Below are 18156 nucleotides of genomic sequence, written 5' to 3'. Positions count from 1 at the left end.
CCAGCCGGACGGACCTCGGAAGCGCAAGCGCAGGCGACCCGGTCGATTTGCTCGGCGGCCCCAGCCTCCCGTACTCTCGGCGAGAAGCCAAAGACCGCTGGTCGTTGCCGCGCGCTCGTCCGAGCCGCGGTGGCCGAAGGATTCCGCTGAACGAGCGGACGACCCGCGCAGGTGACCGAGGAACGTTCCCGGACCACGTCCGGTAGAGCCACGCCCCGTGCACCCGTGCCGGGGCGTTTCGTTTTCCCCAGTTTTCCTCCTTCGGGTCCGCGCGGTCCGAATCACCCGGAAGGAGGCCGAGACTCATGGCGAGGCCCGACAAGGCTGACGCGGTTGCCGAGCTGACGGACAAGTTCCGCAGCTCGAACGCCGCCGTGCTGACCGAGTACCGCGGTCTCACCGTGGCACAGCTCAAGCAGCTGCGCCGTTCGCTCGGTGAGAACGCCCAGTACGCCGTGGTGAAGAACACGCTGACCAAGATCGCGGCCAATGAGGCCGGGATCTCGACGCTGGACGACCTTTTCAACGGTCCGACAGCGGTCGCCTTCGTCACCGGTGACCCGGTGGAGTCGGCGAAGGGTCTTCGTGACTTCGCCAAGGACAACCCGAATCTCGTCATCAAGGGCGGAGTCCTTGACGGCAAGACGATGTCCGCCGACGAGTTCAAGAAGCTCGCGGACCTTGAGTCCCGCGAGGTTCTGCTCGCCAAGCTGGCGGGCGCAATGAAGGGCAAGCAGTCGCAGGCTGCCGCGCTCTTCCAGGCGCTCCCGTCGAAGTTCGTCCGCACCGCGGAAGCGCTTCGCGCCAAGAAGGCCGAGCAGGGCGGTGCCGAGTAATTCGGCTCGCACCTTGATCCCCGCGTGACGTGACCCCGGTCGCGTCAGCGGAGGTCGAAGCGGGCCCGACGTACGCCCGCCTGACATATACACCCGGCACCCGCCGAATTAGTGGAAGGATCGCCCGTCATGGCGAAGCTCAGCCAGGATGACCTGCTTGCCCAGTTCGAGGACATGACCCTCCTTGAGCTCTCCGCGTTCGTCTCCGCCTTCGAGGAGAAGTTCGACGTCACGGCCGCCGCCCCGGTCGCCGTCGCCGCCGGTGGCGCTGCCGCTGTCGCCGAGGCCCCCGAGGAGCAGGACGAGTTCGACGTCATCCTCACCGGTGCCGGCGAGAAGAAGATCCAGGTCATCAAGGTCGTGCGTGAGCTGACCTCGCTCGGCCTGAAGGAGGCCAAGGACCTCGTCGACGGCGCCCCGAAGCCCGTCCTGGAGAAGGTCGCCAAGGAGGCCGCCGAGAAGGCTGCCGAGTCCCTCAAGGGCGCCGGCGCCTCCGTCGAGGTCAAGTGACCCGAAGGGGAGCCTGTACGGCTTCCCGGCGAGCCGGGCGCCCTTGTGGCGCCCCTCGCACCCGTTCGCTGTAACGCGGACACCCTGAACGGCGATCACCCAAGTGGGTGGTCGCCGTTCGGCGTTCCGGGGGTCGCCCGAAGGGCTGCTTGCGGTCCGGGCGCTGACGAGTATGGTGATCTTCGTTGTGTCTCCGGCGGCCCCGGTGACGGCGCGCGACGACGGTGATCAGTGACGATCGCGGCACCCGGTTCGGGGGTGGGGGCCTTGACGAACCGCACGCAGCGCGCAATTCTCAGGACGCGTCGTCACAACGATCCGCGATCCGAGGCATGGATCGACGGCGAAGAGGGCAGTATCGATGTGCATTGAGGGCGTGACTGGCAGCAGGTGTTGAGAACACAGAGGGTGTCGCAGAACCCGAGCTGGACATCAGTGAGCCTTGTGGCTACACTGACCCTTTGCGCTGCCTGTTAGCTGCCTCCTGCCCGTCACCAGGGGCATGCCCATGCTTGAGCATCGAGTCGATACCCGGCCCTGACCTGGGTCTTCTGTCTCTGTGTCCAGGCGGGGGACCGGTACGCGCGTAGTGAGTCCGAGCCCTCGGAAGGACCCCCTCTTGGCCGCCTCGCGCACTGCCTCGACCGCGAATACGAACAACGGCGCCAGCACCGCCCCGCTGCGCATCTCCTTTGCAAAGATCAAGGAGCCCCTTGAGGTTCCGAACCTTCTTGCGCTGCAAACCGAGAGCTTTGACTGGCTGCTCGGCAACGACGCGTGGAAGGCTCGTGTCGAGGCGGCTCTGGAAAGCGGACAGGACGTCCCCAGGAAGTCAGGTCTGGAGGAGATCTTCGAGGAGATCTCCCCGATCGAGGACTTCTCCGGGTCGATGTCGCTGACCTTCCGCGACCACCGCTTCGAGCCTCCGAAGAACTCCATCGACGAGTGCAAGGAGCGCGACTTCACGTTCGCCGCGCCGCTCTTCGTCACCGCCGAGTTCACCAACAACGAGACCGGCGAGATCAAGTCCCAGACGGTCTTCATGGGCGATTTCCCGCTCATGACCAACAAGGGCACCTTCGTCATCAACGGCACCGAGCGTGTCGTCGTGTCGCAGCTCGTCCGTTCGCCCGGTGTCTACTTCGACTCCTCCATCGACAAGACGTCCGACAAGGACATCTTCTCCGCCAAGATCATCCCGTCCCGGGGTGCCTGGCTGGAGATGGAGATCGACAAGCGCGACATGGTCGGTGTCCGCATCGACCGCAAGCGCAAGCAGTCCGTCACCGTCCTTCTGAAGGCTCTCGGCTGGACCACCGAGCAGATCCTGGAGGAGTTCGGCGAGTACGAGTCCATGCGCGCCACCCTGGAGAAGGACCACACCCAGGGCCAGGACGACGCGCTGCTCGACATCTACCGCAAGCTGCGTCCGGGCGAGCCGCCCACCCGTGAGGCCGCCCAGACCCTTCTGGAGAACCTCTACTTCAACCCCAAGCGTTACGACCTCGCGAAGGTCGGCCGCTACAAGGTCAACAAGAAGCTCGGCGCGGACGAGCCGCTGGACGCCGGCGTGCTCACCAACGACGACGTCATCGCGACCATCAAGTACCTGGTCAAGCTGCACGCCGGCGAGACCGAGACGATCGGCGAGTCGGGCCGGTCCATCGTCGTCGAGACCGACGACATCGACCACTTCGGCAACCGTCGTCTGCGTAACGTGGGCGAGCTCATCCAGAACCAGGTCCGTACGGGTCTCGCCCGTATGGAGCGTGTCGTGCGTGAGCGCATGACCACCCAGGACGTCGAGGCGATCACGCCGCAGACCCTGATCAACATCCGGCCGGTCGTCGCCTCCATCAAGGAGTTCTTCGGCACCAGCCAGCTGTCGCAGTTCATGGACCAGAACAACCCGCTCTCGGGGCTCACCCACAAGCGCCGTCTGTCGGCGCTCGGCCCGGGTGGTCTCTCGCGTGAGCGGGCCGGCTTCGAGGTCCGTGACGTGCACCCCTCGCACTACGGCCGCATGTGCCCGATCGAGACCCCCGAAGGCCCGAACATCGGTCTGATCGGCTCGCTCGCCTCCTACGGCCGCGTCAACGCGTTCGGTTTCGTCGAGACCCCGTACCGCAAGGTCATCGACGGCCGGGTCAGCGACGACGTCGACTACCTGACCGCCGACGAGGAGGACCGCTTCGTCATCGCGCAGGCCAACGCCGTGCTGACCGACGACATGCTGTTCGCCGAGAACCGCGTCCTGGTCCGCCGCCGTGGCGGAGAGGTCGACTACGTGCCCGGCACGGACGTCGACTACATGGACGTCTCGCCGCGCCAGATGGTGTCCGTCGCGACCGCGATGATCCCCTTCCTGGAGCACGACGACGCCAACCGTGCCCTCATGGGCGCGAACATGATGCGTCAGGCCGTCCCGCTGATCAAGGCGGAGGCCCCGCTCGTCGGTACCGGCATGGAGTACCGCTGTGCCACCGACGCCGGCGACGTCATCAAGGCGGAGAAGGACGGTGTCATCCAGGAGGTCTCGGCCGACTACGTCACCGTCACCAACGACGACGGCACGTACACCACGTACCGCGTCGCCAAGTTCTCCCGCTCCAACCAGGGCACCTCCGTCAACCAGAAGGTGGTCGTCTCCGAGGGTGACCGCGTCATCGAGGGCCAGGTCCTCGCCGACGGTCCCGCCACGGAGAACGGCGAGATGGCGCTGGGCAAGAACCTGCTCGTCGCGTTCATGCCCTGGGAAGGTCACAACTACGAGGACGCGATCATCCTGTCGCAGCGCCTCGTGCAGGACGACGTCCTCTCCTCGATCCACATCGAGGAGCACGAGGTCGACGCCCGTGACACCAAGCTGGGCCCCGAGGAGATCACCCGGGACATCCCGAACGTCTCCGAAGAGGTCCTCGCCGACCTCGACGAGCGCGGCATCATCCGGATCGGTGCCGAGGTCGTCGCCGGCGACATCCTCGTCGGCAAGGTCACGCCCAAGGGCGAGACCGAGCTGACCCCCGAGGAGCGGCTGCTGCGCGCGATCTTCGGTGAGAAGGCCCGTGAGGTCCGTGACACCTCGCTGAAGGTGCCCCACGGCGAGATCGGCAAGGTCATCGGCGTCCGCGTCTTCGACCGTGAGGAAGGCGACGAGCTCCCGCCCGGCGTCAACCAGCTGGTCCGGGTCTACGTCGCCCAGAAGCGGAAGATCACGGACGGCGACAAGCTCGCCGGACGCCACGGCAACAAGGGCGTCATCTCCAAGATCCTCCCGATCGAGGACATGCCGTTCATGGAGGACGGCACCCCGGTCGACATCATCCTCAACCCGCTCGGTGTCCCGTCCCGGATGAACCCCGGACAGGTCCTGGAGATCCATCTCGGCTGGCTCGCCAGCCAGGGCTGGGACGTCTCCGGTCTCGCCGACGACTGGGCGCAGCGCCTCCAGGCCATCGAGGCCGACCAGGTCGCCCCGCGCACCAACGTCGCCACGCCCGTCTTCGACGGCGCCCGCGAGGACGAGCTGGCGGGTCTGCTGGAGCACACCATCCCGAACCGCGACGGCGACCGCATGGTCCAGCCCACCGGCAAGGCGAACCTGTACGACGGCCGCTCCGGCGAGCCGTTCCCGGAGCCGGTCTCGGTCGGCTACATGTACATCCTCAAGCTCCACCACCTGGTCGACGACAAGCTTCACGCCCGGTCGACCGGTCCGTACTCGATGATCACCCAGCAGCCGCTGGGTGGTAAGGCCCAGTTCGGTGGCCAGCGCTTCGGAGAGATGGAGGTGTGGGCGCTGGAGGCATACGGCGCCGCCTACGCCCTCCAGGAGCTGCTCACCATCAAGTCCGACGACGTGACCGGCCGCGTGAAGGTCTACGAGGCGATCGTCAAGGGCGAGAACATCCCCGAGCCCGGCATCCCCGAGTCCTTCAAGGTGCTCATCAAGGAGATGCAGTCCCTGTGCCTCAACGTGGAGGTGCTGTCCTCGGACGGTATGTCCATCGAGATGCGCGACACCGACGAGGACGTCTTCCGCGCAGCGGAAGAGCTCGGCATCGACCTGTCCCGGCGCGAGCCGAGCAGCGTCGAAGAGGTCTGACGGGTCCGGCCGGGATCACCTCCAGGTGATCCCGGCCGCAGCCCCGGACCCCGTACAGACCACGAGAGACACAACCCTGAGAGGGATTGACGCATAGTGCTCGACGTCAACTTCTTCGACGAGCTTCGGATCGGCCTGGCCACCGCTGACGACATTCGGCAGTGGAGCCACGGAGAGGTCAAGAAGCCCGAGACGATCAACTACCGCACGCTCAAGCCCGAGAAGGACGGACTCTTCTGCGAGAAGATCTTCGGTCCGACCCGGGACTGGGAGTGCTACTGCGGTAAGTACAAGCGTGTCCGCTTCAAGGGCATCATCTGTGAGCGCTGTGGCGTCGAGGTCACCCGCGCCAAGGTGCGACGTGAGCGGATGGGCCACATCGAGCTCGCCGCGCCCGTCACCCACATCTGGTACTTCAAGGGCGTTCCCTCACGCCTCGGCTACCTCCTGGACCTCGCGCCGAAGGACCTGGAGAAGGTCATCTACTTCGCCGCGTACATGATCACGTACGTGGACGACGAGCGCCGCACCCGGGACCTGCCCTCGCTGGAGGCGCATGTCTCCGTCGAGCGCCAGCAGATCGAGAACCGCCGCGACTCCGACCTCGAAGCCCGCGCCAAGAAGCTGGAAGGCGACCTGGGCGAGCTGGAGGCCGAGGGCGCCAAGGCCGATGTGCGCCGCAAGGTGCGCGAGGGTGCCGAGCGTGAGATGAAGCAGCTCCGCGACCGCGCCCAGCGCGAGATCGACCGCCTCGACGAGGTGTGGAGCCGCTTCAAGAACCTCAAGGTCCAGGACCTGGAGGGCGACGAGCTGCTCTACCGCGAGCTGCGTGACCGCTTCGGCACGTACTTCGACGGCTCGATGGGCGCCGCCGCGCTCCAGAAGCGCCTGGAGTCCTTCGACCTGGAGGAGGAGGCCGAGCGCCTCCGCGAGATCATCCGCACCGGCAAGGGCCAGAAGAAGACCCGTGCCCTCAAGCGGCTGAAGGTCGTCTCCGCGTTCCTCCAGACCAGCAACAGCCCCAAGGGCATGGTCCTGGACTGCGTCCCGGTCATCCCGCCGGACCTGCGTCCGATGGTGCAGCTGGACGGTGGCCGCTTCGCGACCTCCGACCTGAACGACCTGTACCGCCGTGTCATCAACCGGAACAACCGCCTGAAGCGGCTTCTCGACCTCGGCGCGCCCGAGATCATCGTGAACAACGAGAAGCGGATGCTCCAGGAGGCCGTCGACGCGCTGTTCGACAACGGCCGCCGCGGCCGTCCGGTCACCGGACCGGGCAACCGTCCGCTGAAGTCGCTGTCCGACATGCTCAAGGGCAAGCAGGGCCGATTCCGGCAGAACCTGCTCGGCAAGCGGGTCGACTACTCGGCGCGTTCCGTCATCGTCGTCGGCCCGCAGCTCAAGCTGCACCAGTGCGGTCTGCCCAAGGCCATGGCGCTGGAGCTCTTCAAGCCGTTCGTGATGAAGCGCTTGGTGGACCTGAACCACGCGCAGAACATCAAGTCGGCCAAGCGCATGGTCGAGCGTGGCCGCACCGTCGTGTACGACGTCCTCGAAGAGGTCATCGCCGAGCACCCGGTGCTGCTGAACCGCGCCCCGACCCTGCACCGTCTGGGTATCCAGGCGTTCGAGCCGCAGCTCGTCGAGGGCAAGGCCATCCAGATCCACCCGCTCGTCTGCACCGCGTTCAACGCGGACTTCGACGGTGACCAGATGGCCGTGCACCTTCCGCTGTCCGCGGAGGCGCAGGCCGAGGCCCGCATCCTGATGCTGTCCTCGAACAACATCCTGAAGCCCGCCGACGGCCGCCCGGTCACGATGCCGACCCAGGACATGGTCCTCGGTCTGTTCTTCCTGACCACCGACGGCGAGATGCGCAACGTCAAGGGCGAGGAGCGTTCCTTCGCGTCCGTGGCGGAGGCCATCATGGCCTTCGACGCCGGCGAGCTGTCGCTCCAGTCCCGGGTCGACATCCGCTTCCCGGTGGGCACCATCCCGCCGCGCGGCTGGACCCCGCCCGCCGACGAGGCCGGTCCTGACGGCTTCGGTGGCGAGTGGCAGCCCGGTGACACCTTCCGGCTGCGGACGACCCTGGGCCGCGCGCTCTTCAACGAGCTGCTGCCCGAGGACTACCCGTTCGTCGACTACGAGGTCGGCAAGAAGCAGCTCTCGGAGATCGTCAACGATCTCGCCGAGCGCTACCCCAAGGTCATCGTGGCGGCGACGCTCGACAACCTGAAGGCGTCCGGCTTCTACTGGGCCACCCGCTCCGGTGTCACCGTCGCCATCTCCGACGTGGTCGTTCCCGAGGCCAAGAAGGAGATCGTCAAGGGCTACGAGGCCCAGGACGAGAAGGTCCAGAAGCAGTACGAGCGCGGTCTGATCACCAAGGACGAGCGCACGCAGGAGCTCATCGCGATCTGGACCAAGGCGACCAACGAGGTCGCCGAGGCGATGAACGACAACTTCCCGAAGACGAACCCGATCTTCATGATGGTGAACTCGGGCGCGCGCGGAAACATGATGCAGATGCGTCAGATCGCCGGTATGCGTGGTCTGGTGTCGAACGCCAAGAACGAGACCATCCCGCGGCCCATCAAGGCGTCGTTCCGTGAGGGTCTGTCCGTGCTGGAGTACTTCATCTCCACGCACGGTGCCCGTAAGGGTCTGGCGGACACCGCCCTGCGTACCGCCGACTCGGGTTACCTCACCCGTCGTCTGGTCGACGTCTCGCAGGACGTCATCATCCGCGAGGAGGACTGCGGCACCGACCGCGGCCTGCGCCTCGGTATCGCCGAGCGCGGTGCGGACGGTGTGCTGCGCAAGACGGAGAACGTCGAGACCAGCGTGTACGCGCGCTGCCTCGCCGAGGACATCGTCGTCGACGGCAAGGTGCTCGCCCCGGCGGGTACCGACCTCGGTGACGTCCTCATCGACGAGGTCGTCCGCTACGGCATCGTGGAGGTCAAGACCCGTTCGGTCCTGACCTGCGAGTCCGCCGTCGGCACCTGCGCCATGTGCTACGGCCGCTCCCTGGCCACCGGCAAGCTGGTCGACATCGGTGAGGCGGTCGGCATCATCGCCGCCCAGTCCATCGGTGAGCCCGGCACCCAGCTGACGATGCGTACCTTCCACACCGGTGGTGTGGCCGGTGACGACATCACCCAGGGTCTGCCGCGAGTCGTCGAGCTCTTCGAGGCCCGTACGCCCAAGGGTGTCGCCCCGATCTCGGAGGCGGCCGGCCGCATCCGTATCGAGGAGACCGAGAAGACGAAGAAGATCGTCGTCACCCCGGACGACGGCAGCGAGGAGACGGCGTTCCCGATCTCCAAGCGGTCGCGCGTACTGGTCGGCGAGGGCGATCACGTCGAGGTGGGCCAGAAGCTCATCGTGGGTGCCACCAACCCGCACGACGTGCTGCGCATCCTCGGTCAGCGTGCCGTCCAGATCCACCTGGTCGGAGAGGTCCAGCGGGTGTACAACTCGCAGGGTGTGTCGATCCACGACAAGCACATCGAGATCATCATCCGGCAGATGCTGCGCCGGGTGACGATCATCGAGTCGGGCGACGCGGAGCTGCTGCCCGGCGAGCTGGTCGAGCGTTCGAAGTTCGAGACCGAGAACCGCCGTGTGGTCCAGGAGGGTGGTCACCCGGCGTCCGGGCGTCCGCAGCTCATGGGTATCACCAAGGCGTCGCTCGCGACCGAGTCGTGGCTGTCCGCGGCCTCCTTCCAGGAGACGACCAGGGTTCTGACGGACGCGGCGATCAACGCCAAGTCCGACTCCCTGATCGGCCTCAAGGAGAACGTCATCATCGGTAAGCTCATCCCGGCCGGTACGGGTCTGTCCCGCTACCGCAACATCCGGGTCGAGCCGACCGAGGAGGCGAAGGCCGCGATGTACTCGGCCGTCGGGTACGACGACATCGACTACTCGCCGTTCGGTACGGGGTCCGGCCAGGCCGTTCCCCTGGAGGACTACGACTACGGTCCGTACAACCAGTAGTCCGGCCCGCGTACGCGCTCACGTGTGCGCGTAGGTCGTCGGAGGGCGGTCACCCCCTGGGGTGGCCGCCCTTCCGCCTTTGCCGGGCCCTGGGTGCTTCCCCGGCGGCTGTACCTGTACCTGTGCGGGTGCGGGCCGCTCGTGGGTGCGCGGTTGCCCGTGCGCTTTCGGGGGCCTGTGGCCGTACTCGTTCGGGTGCGGCTGGGCGGGGGGCCCCGGAAGTGGACACAGGGTGGTGCCACGGGGACTCAGGGTGCGAGTACAAGGGGTCCGACCAATATCATTTTGACCGGGCTGTGTACGGTCGGTACGCTCAGACCTTGTGCCTGGGGTGTGCCCTGGCCCTTGTGCGTGTCCTCAACCGTACGAGGTGCCGTGAGCGGCCACCGCAATTCGTGCAGTTCCCGCCACAAGGGCGGGGGCCGCCGCATTCGACACACCCGACCGCGTGGGTCGGCGATGTTCCAGGTTAGCTCCATGATCGGCACACAGAAACCGGAGAAGTAGTGCCTACGATCCAGCAGCTGGTCCGAAAGGGCCGGCAGGACAAGGTCGAGAAGAACAAGACGCCCGCACTGGACGGTTCCCCCCAGCGCCGCGGCGTCTGCACGCGCGTGTTCACGACCACCCCGAAGAAGCCGAACTCGGCCCTGCGTAAGGTCGCGCGTGTGCGTCTGACCTCCGGCATCGAGGTCACGGCCTACATCCCGGGTGAGGGACACAACCTCCAGGAGCACTCCATCGTGCTCGTGCGCGGCGGCCGTGTGAAGGACCTGCCGGGTGTTCGCTACAAGATCATCCGCGGTTCCCTCGACACCCAGGGTGTCAAGAACCGCAAGCAGGCCCGCAGCCGCTACGGCGCCAAGAAGGAGAAGTAAGAATGCCTCGTAAGGGCCCCGCCCCGAAGCGCCCGGTCATCATCGACCCGGTCTACGGTTCTCCTCTGGTGACCTCCCTCATCAACAAGGTGCTGCTGAACGGCAAGCGCTCCACCGCCGAGCGCATCGTGTACGGCGCCATGGAGGGCCTGCGCGACAAGACCGGTAACGACCCGGTCATCACGCTCAAGCGCGCGCTGGAGAACATCAAGCCCACCCTTGAGGTCAAGTCCCGCCGTGTCGGTGGAGCGACCTACCAGGTTCCGATCGAGGTCAAGCCCGGCCGCGCCAACACCCTGGCGCTGCGCTGGCTCGTCGGTTACTCCCGCGCCCGTCGCGAGAAGACGATGACCGAGCGGCTGCTGAACGAGCTCCTCGACGCCTCCAACGGCCTCGGTGCCGCTGTGAAGAAGCGTGAGGACACTCACAAGATGGCCGAGTCCAACAAGGCCTTCGCTCACTACCGCTGGTAGTCACTACCCCATCGAGAGACCGAGAGAAGACTGAGCCTTATGGCTACCACTTCGCTTGACCTGGCCAAGGTGCGCAACATCGGCATCATGGCTCACATCGACGCGGGCAAGACGACGACCACCGAGCGGATCCTGTACTACACCGGCGTCTCGTACAAGATCGGTGAGGTCCACGACGGTGCTGCCACCATGGACTGGATGGAGCAGGAGCAGGAGCGTGGCATCACGATCACCTCTGCTGCCACCACCTGTCACTGGCCGCTTGAGGACGTCGATCACACCATCAACATCATCGACACCCCGGGTCACGTCGACTTCACCGTCGAGGTAGAGCGCTCGCTGCGCGTCCTCGACGGCGCTGTCACCGTGTTCGACGGTGTCGCCGGTGTCGAGCCCCAGTCCGAGACGGTTTGGCGTCAGGCGGACCGCTACGGCGTTCCGCGTATCTGCTTCGTCAACAAGCTGGACCGCACGGGTGCCGAGTTCCACCGCTGCGTCGACATGATCGTGGACCGCCTCGGTGCGGTTCCGATCGTCATGCAGCTCCCCATCGGCGCCGAGGCCGACTTCCAGGGCGTCGTGGACCTGGTCCGCATGAAGGCGCTCGTGTGGTCCGCCGAGACCGCGCTCGGCGAGGCGTACGACGTCGTGGACATCCCGGCCACGCACACCGAGACGGCCGACGAGTGGCGCGGCAAGCTGCTGGAGACCGTTTCCGAGAACGACGACGCCATGATGGAGCTGTACCTGGAGGGCACCGAGCCCACCGAGGAGCAGCTGTACGCGGCGATCCGCCGGATCACGATCGCCTCCGGCAAGGGTGACGGCGCGACCATCACCCCCGTGTTCTGCGGTACCGCGTTCAAGAACAAGGGCGTCCAGCCCCTGCTCGACGCCGTGGTGCGCTACCTCCCGTCCCCGCTCGACATCGAGGCCATCGAAGGCCACTCGGTGAACGACCCGGACGAGATCATCCGCCGCAAGCCGTCGGTCGACGAGCCGCTGGCCGCTCTCGCGTTCAAGATCGCGAGCGACCCGCACCTCGGCAAGCTGACGTTCGTCCGCGTGTACTCCGGGCGTCTGGAGTCGGGTTCTCAGGTGCAGAACTCGGTGAAGGGCCGCAAGGAGCGCATCGGCAAGATCTACCGGATGCACGCCAACAAGCGTGAGGAGATCGAGTCGGTGGGTGCCGGTGACATCGTCGCCGTCATGGGTCTGAAGCAGACCACCACCGGTGAGACCCTCGCCGACCCGGCGAACCCGGTCATCCTTGAGTCCATGGACTTCCCGGCCCCGGTGATCGAGGTCGCCATCGAGCCGAAGTCCAAGGGCGACCAGGAGAAGCTGGGTGTCGCCATCCAGCGCCTGGCCGAGGAGGACCCGTCCTTCCGCGTCAAGACCGACGAGGAGACGGGCCAGACCATCATCGCGGGTATGGGCGAGCTGCACCTCGACGTGCTGGTCGACCGTATGCGCCGTGAGTTCAAGGTCGAGGCCAACGTCGGCAAGCCGCAGGTGGCCTACCGCGAGACGCTCCGCAAGGGTGTCGAGCGGCTGGACTACACCCACAAGAAGCAGACCGGTGGTTCCGGTCAGTTCGCGAAGGTGCAGATCGCGCTGGAGCCGCTTGAGGGTGACGGCTACGAGTTCGTCAACAAGGTCACCGGTGGCCGTATCCCCCGGGAGTACATCCCCTCGGTGGACGCGGGCTGCCAGGAGGCCATGGAGTTCGGCGTGCTCGCCGGCTACCCCCTCACGGGTGTCCGGGTGCTCCTCCTCGACGGTTCCTACCACGAGGTCGACTCCTCCGAGATGGCCTTCAAGATCGCCGGTTCCATGGCCTTCAAGGAGGCCGCCCGCAAGGCCAGCCCGGCCCTGCTGGAGCCGATGATGAAGGTCGAGGTGACGACGCCCGAGGACTACATGGGTGACGTCATCGGTGACATCAACTCCCGTCGCGGTCAGATCCAGTCCATGGAAGACCGTCACGGTGCCAAGCTCGTCACGGGCCTGGTCCCGCTGTCGGAGATGTTCGGCTACGTCGGCGACCTCCGCAGCAAGACATCGGGTCGCGCGAGCTACTCGATGCAGTTCGACTCCTACGCCGAGGTTCCCCGGAACGTCGCCGAGGAGATCATCGCGAAGGCCAAGGGCGAGTAACTCAACCGAGTACACGCTTTAGGCTTGACTCCGGAGCCACCAGGGTGTCCGCCGCAGCCACGGCGGGCGCCCCCGGCCCCGGACTATCCAGCAAAGATCACCTGGCGCCGATGAAGTAAGGCGTACAGAACCACTCCCCAGGAGGACCCCAGTGGCGAAGGCGAAGTTCGAGCGGACTAAGCCGCACGTCAACATCGGCACCATCGGTCACATCGACCACGGTAAGACGACCCTCACGGCCGCCATTACCAAGGTGCTGCACGACGCGTACCCGGACCTGAACGAGGCCTCGGCCTTCGACCAGATCGACAAGGCTCCCGAGGAGCGCCAGCGCGGTATCACGATCTCCATCGCGCACGTCGAGTACCAGACGGAGACGCGCCACTACGCCCACGTCGACTGCCCCGGTCACGCGGACTACATCAAGAACATGATCACCGGTGCCGCGCAGATGGATGGCGCGATCCTCGTGGTCGCCGCCACCGACGGCCCGATGCCGCAGACCAAGGAGCACGTGCTCCTGGCCCGCCAGGTCGGCGTTCCGTACATCGTCGTCGCGCTGAACAAGGCCGACATGGTGGACGACGAGGAGATCCTTGAGCTCGTCGAGCTCGAGGTCCGCGAGCTGCTCTCCGAGTACGAGTTCCCGGGCGACGACCTTCCGGTCGTCAAGGTCTCGGCGCTCAAGGCCCTTGAGGGCGACAAGGAGTGGGGCCAGACCGTCCTCGACCTGATGAAGGCCGTCGACGATTTCATCCCGCAGCCCGAGCGTGACGTCGACAAGCCGTTCCTGATGCCGATCGAGGACGTCTTCACGATCACCGGTCGTGGCACGGTCGTCACCGGCCGTATCGAGCGTGGCGTCCTCAAGGTCAACGAGACCGTCGACATCGTCGGTATCAAGACCGAGAAGACCACCACCACGGTCACCGGCATCGAGATGTTCCGCAAGCTGCTCGATGAGGGCCAGGCCGGTGAGAACGTCGGTCTGCTTCTTCGTGGCATCAAGCGCGAGGACGTCGAGCGCGGCCAGGTCATCATCAAGCCGGGCTCGGTCACCCCGCACACCGAGTTCGAGGCGCAGGCGTACATCCTGTCGAAGGACGAGGGTGGCCGTCACACTCCGTTCTTCAACAACTACCGCCCGCAGTTCTACTTCCGTACGACTGACGTGACCGGCGTCGTGACCCTCCCCGAGGGCACGGAGATGGTCATGCCGGGTGACAACACCCAGATGACGGTGACGCTCATCCAGCCCGTCGCCATGGAAGAGGGCCTGAAGTTCGCCATCCGTGAGGGTGGCCGGACCGTCGGCGCCGGCCAGGTCGTCAAGATCAACAAGTGACCTGACACGCGCGCTGCGGCGCAACGTGGGACCCGTACGACCCAGGTGGTCGTACGGGTCCTTTGTTTTCCCGGGGGTCGGCGGGTCGCCTTCGCTTGCGCTTTTGAGGTCTGTCCGGGTGGGGGTACTTCGTTGCTGTGCCGTCGCTCGTCGTTTTTGCGCAGTTCCCCGCGCCCCTTTGAGGCGCGTTCTGTTTGTTCTTCGGGTCGGTGCCGGTCGGGATTCTCCGTCCTCGCTCCAACGCGCTCGGCCGAACGTCCTGTGACTGTTCCGGGGCGTCGGAGTCTGCGGGCAGAGATTCCCGCCCACCCCCTCCCGTAGCCGGGCGAGTGCACGGGGAGGGGGGCAACCCCGGCCCCGGTTGCTGACAGCCCGCAGTCCGACCCCGCCCGCAGACTGAGAACAGCCCCAGGTGGGCGCCCCTTCAGGGGCGCGGGGAACTGCGCATCCCACGAGCGACCCGCACAGGGGCGAGTGCGCTCAGCCGGACAGACCTCGGAGGCGCAAGCGAAGGCGGCCTGCACAGGGGCGAGTGGGCTCAGGTGGCGTAGAGCGGCAGGTTCTCGGTGGAGATGGTCCAGTCCGCGATCGTCACGTCCTCGCCGTACACGAAGTCCTTGCGGGTCGCGTAGCGCGGGCCCTCCGGGGTCGGGTGGATGTCCGTGAAGACGGCACCGGAGCCCGTACGGGGGTCGAACACCGCGTAGACGGGGACACCGAGCAACGGGTAGTCGCGCAGCTTGCCCACCCAGTCGTTGTCGGGGTTGGAACGGGAGACGACCTCGACGGCGGCGAGGAGGGTGCGGGGGTCGAACGCACCGTCCCCCTCCATATCGGCAAGCGCGATGACGATGACGTCAGGCTGGCGCATGACGCCTTCTGCGGTGTTCTCCACGTCGGATGTCCCGGTATGGGCCAGCAGTGAATCCGGCATCCTTCGTTCGAGACGCCTGCTGACCTGGGCCGCTGTCAGCTCGTGGGGTTTTCCCGGAGCCATCATGTCGTGGACGATTCCTTCCTTGGTGATCTCCAGCTTGCCGGGCACGCTTCCCTGCATCTGGTCGACAACGTCGCGCATCGCCTCGAAGCGAAGAGCGTCACGCTGTGCCTCGTCCGGTGCGACGGTCATGTCTCTTGCTCCTTGTCCGGGCGCGTGGAGGATCGTCGTTCCCATGCTAGGCGTCGACCGTGCCGGGAACGCGGTCCGTGGCGCAGGTCCGTTGTGCCGCACAGTCGCGCTGGCGTTCCCGGCATCAGCTCTCGTACGGCGGGGGCGGCTCGTCGGTGAGCAGATCGGCCTCGCTGGTGGCCGCGCGTGACTTGATGAGCCACCGGCTGAAGGTGTCGGCGCTCATGTCGGATGCGATTCGCGTCCGGGCCTCCGTCGATGTGACGACACCTCGTGCCTCCAGTACGGAGAAGACTGCGGCTGCCAGCCCTTGCTCGTGGCCCGCTCCGTGGATCTCCTTGTATCCGTCCGCGTAGCCCCTCAGGTAGGACTGCTCGACGATCGTTCCCCGGCCGGGGAAGTAGGTGCCCGCGTTCAGCAACGGGCATTCGGGGCGGGGTGCCGGGCGGTCAGCCACGTGGTCGTTCCTTTGTCCGGGTGTGGGGCGATTGTGAGGGCGGGGCGGCAGTCCCCGCAGTGGCCCGGGGTTCGGGAGCGGAAGGCTCGGTCGCAGGTGTCGCAGGTCTGGAGTGGGGGCGGGGGCGGCGGGCCTTGGCGCTGGGTGGGGAGGGGCGGGGGGAGAAGGGTGGTCAGGCGGTAGGCGAGGAACGCGGCGGGGCTGTGCAGGCGGTCCGGGGGGAGGCCCGTGGTCAGGGCCGCGCGGACCGCGTCCGGGTGCGTGCCGCGCTCCAGCCAGGCCGCTACGGCCGGGGCGAGCCGTCGTACGTCGCGTTCCGCGAGGGTCAGACGGGGGTCCGCGGTGCGCAGCGACGCGAGCAGGTCGGCCGCTCTGCTGTGCAGCTCCGGGGCATGGGCCGTGGGGGACGGGAACGGGGGCTGCGGTTTCTTCGGGGGCGGCGGTCCGGTGCTCCGGGGCGCGGTGCTCTGCGGGGTGGTGCTCTGCGGGGTGGCGTGCCGTGGTGCGGGGGGCGGGGCTTCGTGGTCCGGCTGGGTGCGGGACGTTGCCGGGTCCTCGTACGCGTACGTGAGGGTCACCCAGGTGCCGTTCGGGAGGTGCTTGCGTACCCGTTCGATGTAACCGTGCCTCTCCAGTTCCCGCAGGGCTCCCGCGATCCGGTCGCGGCCCTCCGGGAAGCGGCTGGCGAGGCTGCGGATGTCGACGGGGGTGCCGTCCGGCACGGAGAGGATGTACGCGGCGAGGCCGATCGCCGTGCAGGACAGGGCGCGGTGCCTGGTGAGGTGATGACCCAGGTGGGTGTGGTCCGGGTTCGAATTCGCGTTCCGGTGCGGGCCGGTTTCGTCGGCCGGGCGGGGGCCTGTGACCCGGATGACTCCGTGGGGGGTTTCCGGAACGCAGGATGGGCGGGGCGAGGGGGCGTTAAGCTTCGTGTCAGCCATGTGGGAAGGGTTAGCTTCTTTGCTTGGTGAGGCCCTCGTTCGGGATGCCAGTCCCGGCCGGGGGCCGATGCATGTACCGGTGCACATGCGGGAGTTGTCATGCGTTTGCGATGGCACTCTCTCCGAAAATCGGACCGGGAGCGAACTCTCCCTGAAGCAATCACCCGAACGGGCTAACGCTGCGGTGGTTGCTGTCCGGTGGGGTGAGGTGGGGTGGGGTATTCGCCTTCAACTACCGGGAACTACGGGGGGGGTTACCGCCTGTGGTTCCGAAGGTCGGGGACCCGGCCTCCGGTGCGGAACCCCCGGGGACCGGGCGGGTGCGGAGCCAGTACGAGCGGGCGGCGAGGGCCAGCGCCACCCCGTACACGGCGAACGCGGACAGGCCGACCCAGGCGACCAGCAGCGTGTCCTCCGGGGTGGGGAAGTCGCCCCGGCGCATCGTCACCACGTCCGCCGTCGCCAGGGCGCAGTACCCGAGTCCGAGCATCCCGTACGGCAGGAGCGTGGCCGCTCCGATCAGGGCCGGGGCCAGCGGGAGCGGGCGCGGGACGCGGCGGCCGCGCAGGAACGTCGTCCAGCGGGGGAAGACCTGGCCCCAGGGGCGGACCAGCCCCCACAGCAGGAACACTCCCAGGGCGGCGAGCAGCACGGTGGCGTCCAGGCCCCAGGACTCCAGGGTGAGCCAGAGGTCCGGGACGCCGTTGCGTTCGGAGGTGGCGCGCATCTCGGCGCCGGTCATTCCGGCGAAGGTGCCGCCGAGTGCCCAGTTGAGTTTCATCGCGATGTAGGGGAGGAAGGCCACCGTCCCCACGCAGGCGGTGAGTTGGAGCGGGCGTGGTGCGGCGGCGGGGGGCGGTGGGGTGGTCGTCCCGTCGGTCGGAGGCCGTCCGGCCCGTGCGGTGGCGGTGAGCAGGAGTACTCCGGCCGCCGCGAGCGCGTGGTTCGCGGCGGCGGGCCAACTGTCCACGCCCTGGCCGAACATCAGCGTGATCACGTCCATCAGCAGGCTGAACGCCGCGATCGCCGTGAGTCCGGCGAGTGCCCGGAGCGCGGCGCCCAGTGGTCGTCGGGGGCCGAGACGGGTGACGGCCGCGCAGGTCGCTGTCGCCAGGGCGCCCAGCGCGGCGACCGCCCAGCCCAGGGCCGGGGGGCCCGGGTCCGGCCCCAGTTGGAACAGCGGGGTCCCGCTCAGCGCACCGGCCAGCCCGAGGGCGGTGTACGCCACCGCCCAGCACAGCGCCGCCCGGCCGGCCCACTCCGTGGGGCGGGGCACTCTCTTCGTCCTCGCGACATCCGTCATGCTCCGAACGT

At 67.1% G+C, this 18156-nt stretch carries 12 protein-coding genes; 8 read left to right on the top strand and 4 right to left on the bottom strand.

Annotation, left to right across the window (positions count from 1 at the left end; genetic code table 11):
• The first annotated feature begins 305 nt into the window (after positions 1 to 305).
• The 8 genes from rplJ to tuf all read left to right on the top strand — a co-directional run bounded on the left by rplJ (position 306) and on the right by tuf (position 14315).
• Positions 306 to 836, top strand: a complete 531-nt coding sequence (gene rplJ, locus AB852_RS27460; RefSeq protein ID WP_073792901.1) for a 50S ribosomal protein L10 — start codon at positions 306 to 308, stop codon at positions 834 to 836.
• A 129-nt stretch (positions 837 to 965) separates the two neighbouring features.
• Positions 966 to 1346 carry a 50S ribosomal protein L7/L12 gene (gene rplL / locus AB852_RS27455; RefSeq protein ID WP_073792900.1) on the top strand — a complete coding sequence of 127 codons (381 nt, stop codon included), beginning with the start codon at positions 966 to 968 and terminating at the stop codon, positions 1344 to 1346.
• A 619-nt stretch (positions 1347 to 1965) separates the two neighbouring features.
• The gene (rpoB, locus tag AB852_RS27445; protein WP_073792899.1) at positions 1966 to 5451 is read left to right on the top strand and encodes a DNA-directed RNA polymerase subunit beta; all 3486 of its coding nucleotides are present in this window, start codon (positions 1966 to 1968) and stop codon (positions 5449 to 5451) included.
• Positions 5452 to 5547: 96 nt separating this feature from the next.
• Complete coding sequence (locus tag AB852_RS27440) at positions 5548 to 9459, top strand: DNA-directed RNA polymerase subunit beta' (RefSeq protein WP_073792898.1); 3912 nt, start codon at positions 5548 to 5550, stop codon at positions 9457 to 9459.
• 506 nt (positions 9460 to 9965) lie between these two features.
• Positions 9966 to 10337 (top strand): 30S ribosomal protein S12, encoded by a 372-nt coding sequence (gene rpsL / locus AB852_RS27435; protein WP_007823146.1) that lies wholly within the window; start codon positions 9966 to 9968, stop codon positions 10335 to 10337.
• 2 nt (positions 10338 to 10339) lie between these two features.
• Positions 10340 to 10810 carry a 30S ribosomal protein S7 gene (gene rpsG, locus AB852_RS27430; RefSeq protein WP_073792897.1) on the top strand — a complete coding sequence of 157 codons (471 nt, stop codon included), beginning with the start codon at positions 10340 to 10342 and terminating at the stop codon, positions 10808 to 10810.
• Positions 10811 to 10849: 39 nt separating this feature from the next.
• On the top strand, positions 10850 to 12970 hold the full coding sequence (fusA, locus tag AB852_RS27425; RefSeq protein ID WP_073792896.1) for an elongation factor G: 2121 nt from the start codon (positions 10850 to 10852) through the stop codon (positions 12968 to 12970).
• Between the two features lie 151 nt (positions 12971 to 13121).
• The gene (gene tuf, locus AB852_RS27420) at positions 13122 to 14315 is read left to right on the top strand and encodes an elongation factor Tu (protein WP_073792895.1); all 1194 of its coding nucleotides are present in this window, start codon (positions 13122 to 13124) and stop codon (positions 14313 to 14315) included.
• Between the two features lie 538 nt (positions 14316 to 14853).
• On the opposite strand, the gene AB852_RS27415 is transcribed toward tuf, so the two are convergent.
• The 4 genes from AB852_RS27415 to AB852_RS41040 all read right to left on the bottom strand — a co-directional run bounded on the left by AB852_RS27415 (position 14854) and on the right by AB852_RS41040 (position 18145).
• Positions 14854 to 15444, bottom strand: coding sequence for a Uma2 family endonuclease (locus AB852_RS27415; RefSeq protein WP_073792894.1), 591 nt, complete (start codon positions 15442 to 15444; stop codon positions 14854 to 14856).
• Between the two features lie 124 nt (positions 15445 to 15568).
• Positions 15569 to 15901 carry a hypothetical protein gene (locus tag AB852_RS27410; RefSeq protein ID WP_073792893.1) on the bottom strand — a complete coding sequence of 111 codons (333 nt, stop codon included), beginning with the start codon at positions 15899 to 15901 and terminating at the stop codon, positions 15569 to 15571.
• Positions 15859 to 16623, bottom strand: coding sequence for a helix-turn-helix domain-containing protein (locus AB852_RS39950; protein ID WP_178391129.1), 765 nt, complete (start codon positions 16621 to 16623; stop codon positions 15859 to 15861). The genes AB852_RS27410 and AB852_RS39950 overlap by 43 nt, the downstream gene beginning before the upstream one ends.
• A 451-nt stretch (positions 16624 to 17074) precedes the next feature.
• Positions 17075 to 18145, bottom strand: a complete 1071-nt coding sequence (locus AB852_RS41040; RefSeq protein WP_245876946.1) for a hypothetical protein — start codon at positions 18143 to 18145, stop codon at positions 17075 to 17077.
• Between the last annotated feature and the right edge of the window lie 11 nt (positions 18146 to 18156).

Origin of the sequence: Streptomyces uncialis (assembly GCF_001905345.1) — a bacterium.
Lineage (GTDB): Bacteria > Actinomycetota > Actinomycetes > Streptomycetales > Streptomycetaceae > Streptomyces > Streptomyces uncialis.
The sequence above is the reverse complement of the archived record's forward strand: the minus strand, read 5'-3'. Positions and strand labels throughout refer to the sequence as shown.